The organism is Hydrogenophaga sp. L310 (assembly GCF_055703065.1).
On the sequence record NZ_JBVPZA010000014.1, the window covers coordinates 51,787 to 62,883 of the forward strand.

Consider the following 11,097-nt stretch of genomic DNA (forward strand, 5'->3'; position numbering starts at 1 on the left):
GTCGGTTCCTGCGTTGTCAGGCGGCCTTGGGCGCCGCTGTGATGGTGTTCATGAGTTCACCGATGTGTTCGATGGACGTGACGATCACGTCCCCCGGCTGGCAATCCACCACGCCGTCGGGCGTGCCGGTGAGGATCAGGTCGCCGGGCATCAGGGTCATGAAGCTGCTGAAATATTCGATCAGCGTGGGCACATCGAAGATCATGTCTTTCGTGCTGCCCTGCTGCGTGAGCTGACCGTTCACGGTGGTCGTGAGCGCCAGGTTCATCGGGTCGGGCACATCGGCCGCGTCCACCAGCCAAGGCCCGATGGGTGTGCAGGTGTCGCGGTTCTTGACCTTGAGGTTGGGGCGGTACCAGTTCTCCAGGTAGTCCCGGATCGCGTAATCGTTGGCCACGGTGTAGCCGGCCACGTACTGCAATGCGTCGGCCTTCTTCACGCGCTTCGCAGGCTTGCCGATCACCACCGCGAGTTCACATTCGTAATGCATGAACATCACGCCGTCGGGTCGCACGGTGAAGGCGCGGTGACCGATCAGCGAGGACTCGCCCTTGACGAAGGCCAGCGGCTCTTCGGGCGCCTTGAAATCAAGTTCCTTGGCGTGATCGGCGTAGTTCAGACCCAGCGCGAGCACAGTGCGCGCGCGGTCAACGGGCGCCAGCGGCGGCAGCCAGACCACCTCGTTGAAAGTCACGCGGCGACCTTTGAAAGCGGGGGTGAGCAGTTCGAGCTGGCCATCGGCTTCGATGGCGTCGTGGACCGCGCCGGCCCAGGCGATACGGGCTCTTTTCATGACGCTTCTCCGACGAAGGCGTTCACCAGCGGCTTGAAGCCGGTGGCCAGGATCTCCACCGCGTCCCCGGCTTTGGCGCGCGGGCGGGTGCCGTCGGGCAGGCAATCGGTGCCCAGCATCAACACGTCGCCCGGCCGCAAGGCCTGGAAGGCGTTCACGTCGGCCCAGAGCGTGGCCGCGTCGCGCACCAGATCGGCCAGCGCCACGGTCTGGCGGTGCACGCCATTGATGCGCAGCTCGATCACGAGCCCGGCCAGGCCGTCGAGGCCCCCCAGGACGTCCAGCGCCACGGCATCGCGCCCCACACCGAGGAAGCCGTCCACACAGCGGAACTTCACCGACGGGCGGAAGTAGCTCTCGTGCGGAATCGCCACGTTGTTGAACAGCACGGCGCTCGCGACCCGGCCGCCCTCGCCCGCAACCAGACCGAGCGACGCGCTCACATCGACCTCGGCGACCTGGCGGGGCAGCGCGATGGCATGGCCCGACGGTGTGAAGGTGTTGGCGGTCTTGATGTAGAGCACCGGCGCCTGCGGCGGCGCCTTGTAGGGCGCCTCGTTCATGCGCGGCGCCCACAGCGCGTGTTCGCGCCGGAAGTTCAGCAGGGTGCCGTAGACCGTGCCCTGCGGCAGGTACGGCGGGGTCCAGGGGGTGTTCATCTCGGTTCCTTCATGCGGCGTCTTGTTCGGCCCCGCCCTCGACCGCATCGGCATCGGGCACTTCCAGCGCGATCACGCTGTCGAGCAGGGTGTAGAGCTGCGCCAGCCGCGCCTTACCCAGTTGCGATTCCATCCAGGCGTAGTGCGCCTCGATGGTCAACGACAGCGTGCGCACCAGCTTCAGTCCAGCTGGCGTGGCGCGCACCACCGTGCGGCGCGCGTCCTGCGGGCAACGCGCGCGGCTGATCAGGCCGTCGCGTTCCATGCGCGTGAGCACGCCGGTGAGGCTGGGGCCCAGCAGCAGGGCTTCGCTGGCCACGCGGCCGGTCTCCACGCCCGCCGGATCGGCCGCGTGTTCACCCAGCACGCGCAACACGCGCCACTGCTGGTCCGACAGGCCGTGCTCGCGCAGGCTGGGCCGGGTGTGCTGCATCACGGCCTCGCGCGCTTCGAGCAGCAGGCGCGGCAGGTTGCGGTGGACAAAGGGGGTTTCGGTGCTCATTTATTTAATATGTTAAATGATTTCCCCAGCCTCAAACCGAGGGTTTTCCCGATGAAGCCCTTGGGCAGCACACGACCGGGCGGCGCAGGGGGACAATGCGCGCCATGAAAAACCTCCCTTCCCTGCTGGGCACCGAATTCCCGCTGATCCAGGCCCCCATGGCCGGCGTGCAGGGCGCGGCCCTGGCCATTGCCGTCAGCAACGCCGGCGGCCTGGGCTCCCTGCCCTGCGCCATGCTCACACCCGAGGCCCTGCAGCGCGAGCTGACGACCCTGAGCACCGGCACGCAGCGTCCCTGGAACGTCAACTTTTTCTGCCACACACCACCCGAGCCCGATGCGGCCCGCGAGGCCAGCTGGCGCGCGGCGCTCGCCCCCTTCTATGCCGAGGCCGGGCTGGACCTCGCCGGGGTGCCGGCCGGCGCCGGCCGCATCCCGTTCAGCGCCGCAACGGCCGACCTGCTCGAACCCTTCCGTCCGCCGGTGGTGAGCTTCCACTTCGGCCTGCCGGCCCCCGAGCTGGTGGCCCGTGTGAAGAGCTGGGGCAGCGTGGTGCTGTCCAGCGCCACCACGGTGGACGAAGCGCGCTGGCTCGTGGCCCACGGCGCCGATGCGGTGATCGCCCAGGGCCTGGAAGCCGGTGGCCACCGCGGCATGTTCCTGACGGAAGACATCACCACACAGTTGGGCATCTTCGCGCTGCTGCCGCAGATCGTGGCCGCCGTGGACGTGCCGGTGATCGCCGCTGGCGGTATCGCCGATGCGGCGGGCGTGGCCGCGGCGATGGCGCTGGGTGCGGCGGGTGTGCAGGTGGGCACGGCTTACCTGTGCAGCGCGGAAGCCACCACCAGCGAACTGCACCGCGCCGCGCTGCAAAGCGCCGCCGTGCGCCACACCGCGCTCACCAACGTGTTCACCGGCCGGCCGGCGCGCGGCATCGTCAACCGCGTGATGCGCGAACTCGGTCCCCTGAGCCCGGCCGCGCCGGCCTTCCCGCTCGCCACCGCCGCCATGGCGCCGTTGCGCGCTCACTTCGAGGCGCTGGGCCGTGGCGATTTTTCACCGCTGTGGTCGGGCCAGAACGCCAGCGGTTGCCGGTCGCTGCCGGCGGCCGACATCACCCGTCAACTCATCCAGGGCTTCGAATGTTTGTCGTGATCTTCCGCGCCCAGGCGCGCGCCCTCGATGCCGACTACAGCGCCATGGCCGCGCAGATGCGTGAACTCGCGCTGACGCGGTTCGGCTGCCTGGACTTCACCGCCGCCACCGAGGGCAAGCAGGAAATTGCCGTGTCGTACTGGCCCGACGAGGCCAGCATCCGCGCCTGGAAACAGCACACCGACCATCTGGCCGCGCAGCAACTGGGGCGCGAGCGCTGGTACGCCGCGTATTCGGTGGAGATCGCCGAAGTGAAACGCCGTTACAGCCACCCGGCGACGTGAGTCGCCAGGGGCGGTTCAGAAATAGTCGTCGGGATCGCGGTCCGCACGCGCACGACCCGGTGTTTCGCGCTGCCGGTTCAGCCAGCGCTTGAGGCCGGCCGGTTCCTGCACCTGCTCCAGATCCTGCTCGGTCTGCGCCAGAGCCGACTCCAGCGCCGCCACCTGGGCCAGCAGATGCTGTTTGAGCGTGTTCGGGTTGGCCACCTGGCCCGGCGGCAGGTCGAATTCGCCCGCCAGACGCTGCTGGCGCGCGGCGCGCTCGCGCTCCAGCCCGGCCACCTGCTGCTTGAGCAACAGGGTCAGCGCGGCCAGCTTGTCTTCGGCCAGGCGCGATACGGCGGCCGGGTCGGCCAGCTCGGCGCGCAGCTGGATCTGCATCAGCGTCACCAGATCCTTGCGGCCATAGGCGGCGTTGGCCTCGCTCATGAGCGCGGTCTTGCGCAGGCGCTCCTGAGCGTCGGTCTCGCGGTCCGGGTGCAGGGCGCTGGCGAGCTGGCGAAACAGCGTGCGCAGCTGTGTCTCGGCGTCGGCCTGCTGCACCTGGGCCTGGGTCTGTTCCGCGCCGGGTTTCTGCCGCGCCTTGCGCGCCTTCGTCTTCGCCTGGCGGCGCGCCTGTTCTTCGCCTTGCGACTCGCGCAGCCGCGCCATGCCGGCGCGCAACAGCTCTTCCACCGACGCGTCTTCACTGGCATCAGCCAGCGGTTCGCCCAGCACCTGCTCCAGCCGCTCGCGCAGGGCGTCGGCCGCGGCCTGCTTCTTCTGCGCCAGCGTCTGCGGGCTGTGCTGGTCGTGCAGCGCGGCCATGGCGCTGTCGCCCTCCTCGGCCAGGGACTGCGCCAGCCGGCACAGGGCCTCGGTCGCCGTCGCCTGCTGCCGGCTGCTCAGGGTCTTGCCCTGCAGGCACTCCGCCAGCCACAAGGCCAGTTCGCGCATGCGCTGGCGCTGGCGCTGCTGCAAGGGCGCGACCCAGCGATGCACCTCCACGCGGTGCGACTGGCCCAGCGCGTCCAGTTCGGAGAGCTGCGCCTTGAGCTTGTCGACGCGGGTCAGCTGCAGGTTGAAGGCCCGCGCGGCGGCCGTCAGCGGCTGTTCGCCGGGCGGCAGCGCGCGCAAGGCCGCGGCGGGCGGCGGGGAGGGATGGCGGGGGTCGGGCAAAAGCGGTCCAGTGGGTGCGGGCGGGGCCGGGGCCAGCCCGGCGGGACTCGACTATATTGCCTGCCACATGGCCAAAGAAAAAACCCAATACACCTGCAACGAATGCGGCGGCAGCAGCCCCAAGTGGCTGGGCAAGTGCCCGCACTGCAACGCCTGGAACACGCTGATCGAATCGGTGGCCGAATCCACCTCCCCGGCGAAGAACCGCTTCGCCTCACTGGCGAAGACGGCCGAGGTCACGACGCTGGCCGACATCGACGCCACCGACGTGCAGCGCACGCCCACCGGTCACGACGAACTGGACCGGGTGCTGGGCGGCGGCATCGTGGAGGGCGGCGTGGTGCTGATCGGCGGCGACCCGGGCATCGGCAAGTCCACCCTGCTGCTGCAGGCGCTGGATTCGCTGCAGCGATCCGGCCAGAAGACGCTCTACGTCACGGGTGAAGAAAGTGGAGCCCAGGTGGCGCTGCGCTCGCGCCGGCTGGGGCTGGACGGTTCGCAGGTCAGCGTGCTGGCCGAGATCCAGCTGGAGAAGATCCTCGCCACGCTGGACCATGTGAGGCCCGCCATCGCCGTGATCGACTCGATCCAGACGGTGTATTCCGAGCAGCTCACCAGCGCACCGGGCTCGGTGGCGCAGGTGCGCGAGTGCGCGGCCCATCTCACTCGTGCGGCCAAGGCCAGCGGCACGGCCATCGTGCTGGTCGGCCACGTGACCAAGGAAGGCGCGCTGGCCGGACCGCGTGTGCTGGAACACATGGTGGACACGGTGCTGTATTTCGAAGGCGACACCCATTCGAGCTTCCGCCTGATCCGCGCGATCAAGAACCGCTTTGGCGCGGTGAACGAGATCGGCGTGTTCGCGATGACCGAGCGTGGACTCAAGGGCGTGAGCAACCCGAGCGCAATCTTTCTTTCGCAACATTCCGAACCCGTGCCCGGCAGCTGCGTGATGGTGACGCTGGAAGGCACGCGGCCGATGCTGGTGGAGATCCAGGCGCTGGTGGACAGCGGCGGCCCTTCGCCACGGCGCCTCAGTGTGGGCCTGGACCGCGACCGCCTGGCCATGCTGCTGGCCGTGCTGCACCGCCACGCCGGCGTGGCCTGCATGGACCAGGACGTCTTCGTCAACGCCGTCGGCGGCGTTCGCATCAGCGAACCCGCCGCCGACCTGGCCGTGATGCTGGCCATCACCAGCAGCCTGCGCGGCAAGCCCCTGCCCAAAGGCTTCATTGCCTTTGGCGAGGTGGGCCTGGCCGGCGAGGTGCGGCCCGCGCCGCGCGGCCAGGAGCGGCTGAAGGAAGCCGCCAAGCTGGGCTTCAGCGTGGCCGTGGTGCCCAAGGCCAACGCGCCGAAGAAAAACGACAAGGCCTTCGAGGGCCTGACCATCCACGCCGTGGAGCGCATTGAAGAGGCGATGGAACTCGCGCGCAGCCTGGCCTGACCTGACGCGGACAGATACGCAGTGTCCGCAGCCAGCCGACCGTCGCCAGCCGCGACAATCCGGGGCATGAACTTTCAAAGACTTGTTGTGCCCCTGGCCGGCGCTGTGCTGCTGTATCTGGCGTATCGAGGCTACGGCTGGCCCGGCGTGGTTGCCGTGTCGGGCGGTCTGCTCATGTGGCTGCTGCTGCACTTCACGCGACTGATGACGGTCATGAAACGGGCCGCGAACCGGCCGATCGGCTGGGTCGACAGCGCCGTCATGCTCAACGCAAAACTCAAGACCGGCGTGACGCTGATGCATGTGATCGCCATGACGCGCGCGCTCGGAGAGCGCCTGTCCGTCGAGGGCGAGGAACCCGAGGTGTTCCGCTGGACCGACGGCAGTGCCTCGTCGGTGACCGGCACCTTCCAGCGCGGCCGGCTGCAGAGCTGGACCCTGGACCGCCTGGCGACCGACCAGGCCACGGACCCGGCGCCGTAAAATTGCCGGTTGGCAGGCCTGGCCCCGGGCCGCCCCCTCATTTCCAAAGGACGAATGCATGAGCCCCGTAGTTCCCTCGATGTCCGACCGCGATGGCAAGATCTGGATGGACGGCCAGATGGTCGACTGGCGCGACGCCAAGATCCACGTGCTGACCCACACCCTGCACTACGGCTGTGGCGCCTTTGAAGGCGTGCGCGCCTACAACACGGCCAACGGCACGGCGATCTTCCGCCTGGAAGAACACACCGAGCGCCTGTTCAACAGCGCCAAAATCCTGCGCATGAAGCTGCCTTTCACCAGGGAAGAAGTGAATGAAGCCCAGAAGGCTGTGGTGCGCGAAAACAAGCTGGATAGCGCCTACATCCGCCCGCTCACCTGGATCGGCGACAAGAAACTGGGTGTCAGCCCCAAGGGCAACACCATCCACCTGATGGTGGCAGCCTGGTCCTGGGGTGCCTACCTGGGCGAAGAGGGCCTGCAGCGCGGCATCCGCGTCAAGACCAGCAGCTACACCCGCCACCACGTCAACATCACCATGACGCAGGCCAAGGCGGTGAGCAACTACACCAACTCCATCCTGGCCAACATGGAAGTGACCGACGAGGGCTACGACGAAGCCCTGCTGCTCGACAGCTCGGGCTTCGTGAGCGAAGGCGCGGGCGAGAACATCTTCGTGGTCAAGAACGGCGTGATCTACACGCCCGACCTCTCGGCCGGCGCGCTCAACGGCATCACGCGCAACACCGTGTTCCACATCGCCAAGGACCTGGGCCTGGAGATCGTGCAGAAGCGCATCACCCGCGACGAGGTCTACATCGCCGACGAGGCCTTCTTCACCGGCACCGCCGCCGAAGTGACCCCGATCCGCGAGCTGGATCGCATCGAGCTCGGCGCCGGCAGCCGCGGCCCGATCACCGAAAAGATCCAGAGCGCGTTCTTTGACATCGTCAATGGCCGCAACGACAAGTACGCCCACTGGCTGGCCAGGGTTTGACCCCCCGCGCCGCCTGCGGCGTCACCCCCCAGGGGGCGGCACCAGCGGCCGGGCAAAGCCCGTTCCGCGGTGCCACTGGACAGATCCCTGGCATTCCCACCGAACTTGAAACACCCCATGAGCACGTCATCCACCATCGAACTGGCCGCCGCGGACCTGAACCACCAGGGCGGCATCTTCTGCCCCAGCCCCAAGGCCGACATGAAGCTCTGGAACAGCCACCCCAAGGTGTACCTGGATGTGGCCAAGACCGGCGAAGCGCGCTGCCCGTATTGCGGCTCCGTCTACCGGCTCGGCGCCAACGAGCAGTTGGCGCACCGGCACTGAATCCATGGCAAGGCCAGGCAGCGTCGAGCTTGTTGTCTCAACCTACAACAACCCCCACGCGCTGGATCTGGCCTTGTGTGCCCTGCGACACCAATCCATCGCCAACTTCAAGCTCTGCATTGCCGACGACGGCTCCGGGCAAGCCACCCGGGATCTGGTGAACGCATGGGCCGAGGCGTTTGGTCCGCGGCTTCGCCACATCTGGCACGCAGACCATGGCTTCCGGAAGAACCGCATCCTGAACAAAGCCATTGCCAGCTCGACAGCGGAATACCTGATCTTTCTGGATGGCGACTGCGTGCCTGGGCGGGTGTTTGTCGAACGCCACCTCACACTGAGCAAACCGGGTCGCTTCTGTACCGGCGGCGTGATTCGCCTGGATGCACCCACAAGCAACGCCGTCGCCAGGGGCCAGATCGAATCCGGCGAAGTGTTCACGCCGCAGTGGCTGTCCGCACACCAGGCCCTGGACAGTCTCAGCAACCGGCTGAAAGCCGGGCTCTACCCGGCGTGGATGTCGGGTCTGGCCGAAAGCCTGACCCCGGTCAGCAAAACCTGGAACGGCGGCAACAGCTCCACCTGGCGCATCAACCTGATCAAGGTGAACGGCTTTGACGAGAACTTCGGCTACGGCGCCGAAGACATCGAACTCGGGTTCCGTCTGAACAACGCCGGCATCCGGGGCCGACACCTGCGGTACACCGCGCCGGTGCTGCACCTGGAGCACGAACGGGACTATGCCGACCCGGCCGGCAAGGAAAAGAACAAGGAGACAGCCCTGCATTCGCGCAAGGCCGGCAAGACCCTCTCGGACCAGGGCATCGACCGCCTGTAGCCACCCAACTTCCTGACACCCCTTTGTCAGACGGGTCAGACAGACAAAAAAAAGCCACCTTGCGGTGGCTTTGAAAGTCCTTGGAAGGACGTCGTTGGGAGACCAGTTTCAAACGCTTGGAACAACGTATGGAGTTTGCCGGATCTGCTTTTTCGAAATGTTGTGACAGCAACAGGGTTTATTGTGCGCTGCCACATGGGTTTCAAACATCCCCCATTTGGGGGAGCATCGGCCCGTTTTGTTGGAAAATCGCCCACCTTTTCGCCAAAAACACGGGCCATACGGTCCTCGATGGAGCCTTGGCGCATGAAAACCCGGCTGACGCTCACAGCGGCAGTTCAACCACGAAGCGCGCGCCGCCACCTGGACGGGATTCACAACGCACCAAGCCCCGGTGGCGCTCGGCGATGGACTTGACGAGTGACAGCCCCAGACCCACGCCGCCTTCTTTCTCGCTGGCGCCTGGCAGGCGGTAGAACGGCTCGAAAATGCGCGCCTGCAACTCGGTCGGCACCCCTGGACCCCGGTCGTCCACCCACAAGACCGCCACACCGGAAGCACCCGTCGTCGACGCCCGGGATCCCGAGCCGGACCGCTGCGACAGCGTCAGGCGCACCTGCGGCTCCCCCGGATCGGCATCTGCGCCAGAGACCGGGCGGCCATAGCGCCGCGCATTTTCCAGCAGGTTGCGCAACAAGCGGCGCAAAAGCCTCGGATGGCCTTGCACCAGCAGCGACGACCCACCGGGCGCGATCTCCAGATCGGCACCGGTGCGGGCGCACTCCTCGGCCGCCAGGCCCACCAGATCAACTTCCTCTGTCGGCCCCAGGGTTGAAGCATCGTTGGCATCACGCGCCTCCAGCCGGCTGGCCAGCAGGATCTCGTCGATCAGCTGGTCCAGCTCCTCGATGCTGCGCGCGATCTCGGCGCGCTGACTGGACCCGGCACGGTCATGCCCCAGCAGCTCCAGCCCCATGCGGATGCGCGCCAGCGGCGAACGCAACTCGTGCGAAGCGTTGGCCAGCAAGGCTTTGTGGGAGAGCAGCAAGGTCTGCACGCGCTCGGCCGCGGCGTTGAACCGCGCCGCCAGAAACGCCACTTCGTCCTGGCCCTGCACGGGCAGGCGCGTGCTCAGGTCGCCCTGACCCCAGCGCTCCACGCCTTTTTGCAGGATTTCCAGTCGTTTGGTCAGTCGGCGCACGATGGGGTACGCCCCCAGCGCCACCGCCAGCGCCACCAGCCCCAGCAGCCAGGCGAAACCAAAGGGCGACTGCAAGCCGAACAGGCTGCGCCGTGACGGCAAGCTGCCAGGCGGGCGGTTGGCACGCGGCAGCAGGACGTAAAGCGTCTGGCCGTCCTTCATCTCCACCTGGAATTCCAGCCCCTGACCCGGTATGCGCACCGCCTTGGCGGGCGACCGCCCCATCTCCTCACCGGCCCCGTTGCGCAAGATGATCTCGCGCGCCACGCGGGCATCGCGCTCCTCGCGGTCCCGATCCAGCGCCATCTGCCAGAGCCAGCCCACCACCAGCGTCAGCACCGCCACGGCCGCCACCACAGCGAGCCAGATGCGCAGGTACAGCCGCTGGCCCCAGAGGCTTTTCATGAGCGCACCTCCGCGACACGGGCTGTGCATTCAGCGGGAACGCCGCGGAACCGGCTTCGCCGGGCCGCCAGCGTTGTCCCCCTGGGGAGAAGCCGCAAAGCGGCGCAGGGGGGCATCATCTAGTCCTGCTGCTTGGCAAACACATAGCCCACGCCGCGCACCGTCAGGATGCGCTTGGGGTCTTTGCTGTCGACCTCGATGGCGGTGCGGATGCGACCGATGTGCACGTCGATGCTGCGGTCGAACGCTTCGAGCTCGCGGCCACGCACGGCCTCCATGATCTGGTCGCGCGTGAGCACGCGCCCGGCGCGCTCGGCCATCGCCACCAGCAGGTCGAACTGGTAGGACGTGAGTTCACACGCCTGTCCCGCGACCTGCACCGTGCGCGCATCGCGGTCGATCTCCAGTGAGCCAAAGCGCAGCGCGGGTGCACTGCGCGTGGCGGATGCAGCGCTGCCCGGCTCCCCCCGGCGGCGCAGCACGGCGCGGATGCGCGCGAGCAGTTCGCGCGGCTCGAACGGTTTGGGCAGGTAGTCGTCGGCACCCAGTTCCAGCCCGATGATGCGGTCCATCGGATCGCCTTTGGCGGTGAGCATGAGCACGGGCACGCGCGCGTTCTCGTTGGGCAAGGCGCGGATGCGGCGACAGACCTCCAGCCCGTCCATGCCGGGCATCATCAGGTCCAGGATCACCAGCTCGGGCTGCAGCAACATCAGATGTTCAAGCCCTTGCTCTCCGTCGGGCGCGTGCGTGACCGCAAAGCCCGACTGGCCCAGGTAGTCGGTGACCATCTGGGCCAGCCGGGTATCGTCTTCGATCATCAGGAGGCGGGTAGGCGTCGGGGAGGTCATGGCA

General features: G+C 67.5%; 13 protein-coding genes. 7 read left to right on the top strand and 6 right to left on the bottom strand.

What is annotated here, in order from left to right:
* Positions 1-16: 16 nt before the first annotated feature.
* Genes AC0GNO_RS19575 through hpaR form a run of 3 tightly spaced genes read right to left on the bottom strand, consistent with a single transcriptional unit; the run spans position 17 to position 1,954 of the window.
* Positions 17-793, bottom strand: a complete 777-nt coding sequence (locus AC0GNO_RS19575; protein ID WP_472905165.1) for a fumarylacetoacetate hydrolase family protein — start codon at positions 791-793, stop codon at positions 17-19.
* Complete coding sequence (locus AC0GNO_RS19580; RefSeq protein ID WP_472905166.1) at positions 790-1,452, bottom strand: fumarylacetoacetate hydrolase family protein; 663 nt, start codon at positions 1,450-1,452, stop codon at positions 790-792. The genes AC0GNO_RS19575 and AC0GNO_RS19580 overlap by 4 nt, the downstream gene beginning before the upstream one ends.
* Before the next feature lie 10 nt (positions 1,453-1,462).
* Positions 1,463-1,954 (bottom strand): homoprotocatechuate degradation operon regulator HpaR, encoded by a 492-nt coding sequence (gene hpaR, locus AC0GNO_RS19585; protein WP_472905167.1) that lies wholly within the window; start codon positions 1,952-1,954, stop codon positions 1,463-1,465.
* Positions 1,955-2,058: 104 nt separating this feature from the next.
* On the opposite strand from hpaR, the gene AC0GNO_RS19590 reads away from it, so the two are divergent.
* Positions 2,059-3,111, top strand: a complete 1,053-nt coding sequence (locus AC0GNO_RS19590; RefSeq protein ID WP_472905168.1) for an NAD(P)H-dependent flavin oxidoreductase — start codon at positions 2,059-2,061, stop codon at positions 3,109-3,111.
* Positions 3,099-3,395 (top strand): antibiotic biosynthesis monooxygenase family protein, encoded by a 297-nt coding sequence (locus tag AC0GNO_RS19595; RefSeq protein ID WP_472905169.1) that lies wholly within the window; start codon positions 3,099-3,101, stop codon positions 3,393-3,395. Before AC0GNO_RS19590 ends, AC0GNO_RS19595 begins: the two co-directional genes overlap by 13 nt.
* Before the next feature lie 15 nt (positions 3,396-3,410).
* On the opposite strand, the gene AC0GNO_RS19600 is transcribed toward AC0GNO_RS19595, so the two are convergent.
* Entirely contained in the window at positions 3,411-4,550 is a 1,140-nt protein-coding gene (locus AC0GNO_RS19600) for a hypothetical protein (RefSeq protein ID WP_472905170.1), read from the bottom strand.
* A gap of 67 nt (positions 4,551-4,617) precedes the next feature.
* Between AC0GNO_RS19600 and radA the strand changes: the two genes are divergently transcribed.
* The 5 genes from radA (at position 4,618) to AC0GNO_RS19625 (ending at position 8,636) form a co-directional block, all read left to right on the top strand.
* Entirely contained in the window at positions 4,618-5,994 is a 1,377-nt protein-coding gene (gene radA / locus AC0GNO_RS19605) for a DNA repair protein RadA (protein ID WP_472905171.1), read from the top strand.
* Positions 5,995-6,060: 66 nt separating this feature from the next.
* Complete coding sequence (locus AC0GNO_RS19610) at positions 6,061-6,477, top strand: glycerate kinase (RefSeq protein ID WP_472888203.1); 417 nt, start codon at positions 6,061-6,063, stop codon at positions 6,475-6,477.
* A 58-nt stretch (positions 6,478-6,535) separates the two neighbouring features.
* On the top strand, positions 6,536-7,474 hold the full coding sequence (locus tag AC0GNO_RS19615; RefSeq protein ID WP_472905172.1) for a branched-chain amino acid transaminase: 939 nt from the start codon (positions 6,536-6,538) through the stop codon (positions 7,472-7,474).
* A gap of 117 nt (positions 7,475-7,591) precedes the next feature.
* Entirely contained in the window at positions 7,592-7,801 is a 210-nt protein-coding gene (locus AC0GNO_RS19620; RefSeq protein WP_472888205.1) for a zinc-finger domain-containing protein, read from the top strand.
* A 4-nt stretch (positions 7,802-7,805) separates the two neighbouring features.
* Positions 7,806-8,636 (top strand): glycosyltransferase, encoded by an 831-nt coding sequence (locus tag AC0GNO_RS19625; protein WP_472905173.1) that lies wholly within the window; start codon positions 7,806-7,808, stop codon positions 8,634-8,636.
* A 325-nt stretch (positions 8,637-8,961) separates the two neighbouring features.
* Here the strand turns inward: AC0GNO_RS19625 and AC0GNO_RS19630 are convergent, their stop codons facing one another.
* On the bottom strand, positions 8,962-10,242 hold the full coding sequence (locus tag AC0GNO_RS19630) for a sensor histidine kinase (protein WP_472888207.1): 1,281 nt from the start codon (positions 10,240-10,242) through the stop codon (positions 8,962-8,964).
* Between the two features lie 119 nt (positions 10,243-10,361).
* Entirely contained in the window at positions 10,362-11,093 is a 732-nt protein-coding gene (locus AC0GNO_RS19635) for a response regulator (RefSeq protein ID WP_472905174.1), read from the bottom strand.
* Positions 11,094-11,097: the final 4 nt, after the last annotated feature.

Bases quoted from the DNA above. Each gene is read 5' to 3' on its own strand.
- AC0GNO_RS19575 (WP_472905165.1), bottom strand. From the start codon at position 793: ATGAAAAGAGCCCGTATCGCCTGGGCCGGCGCGGTCCACGACGCCATC.
- AC0GNO_RS19580 (WP_472905166.1), bottom strand. From the start codon at position 1,452: ATGAACACCCCCTGGACCCCGCCGTACCTGCCGCAGGGCACGGTCTAC.
- hpaR (WP_472905167.1), bottom strand. From the start codon at position 1,954: ATGAGCACCGAAACCCCCTTTGTCCACCGCAACCTGCCGCGCCTGCTG.
- AC0GNO_RS19590 (WP_472905168.1), top strand. From the start codon at position 2,059: ATGAAAAACCTCCCTTCCCTGCTGGGCACCGAATTCCCGCTGATCCAG.
- AC0GNO_RS19595 (WP_472905169.1), top strand. From the start codon at position 3,099: ATGTTTGTCGTGATCTTCCGCGCCCAGGCGCGCGCCCTCGATGCCGAC.
- radA (WP_472905171.1), top strand. From the start codon at position 4,618: ATGGCCAAAGAAAAAACCCAATACACCTGCAACGAATGCGGCGGCAGC.
- AC0GNO_RS19610 (WP_472888203.1), top strand. From the start codon at position 6,061: ATGAACTTTCAAAGACTTGTTGTGCCCCTGGCCGGCGCTGTGCTGCTG.
- AC0GNO_RS19615 (WP_472905172.1), top strand. From the start codon at position 6,536: ATGAGCCCCGTAGTTCCCTCGATGTCCGACCGCGATGGCAAGATCTGG.
- AC0GNO_RS19620 (WP_472888205.1), top strand. From the start codon at position 7,592: ATGAGCACGTCATCCACCATCGAACTGGCCGCCGCGGACCTGAACCAC.
- AC0GNO_RS19625 (WP_472905173.1), top strand. From the start codon at position 7,806: ATGGCAAGGCCAGGCAGCGTCGAGCTTGTTGTCTCAACCTACAACAAC.
- AC0GNO_RS19630 (WP_472888207.1), bottom strand. From the start codon at position 10,242: ATGAAAAGCCTCTGGGGCCAGCGGCTGTACCTGCGCATCTGGCTCGCT.
- AC0GNO_RS19635 (WP_472905174.1), bottom strand. From the start codon at position 11,093: ATGACCTCCCCGACGCCTACCCGCCTCCTGATGATCGAAGACGATACC.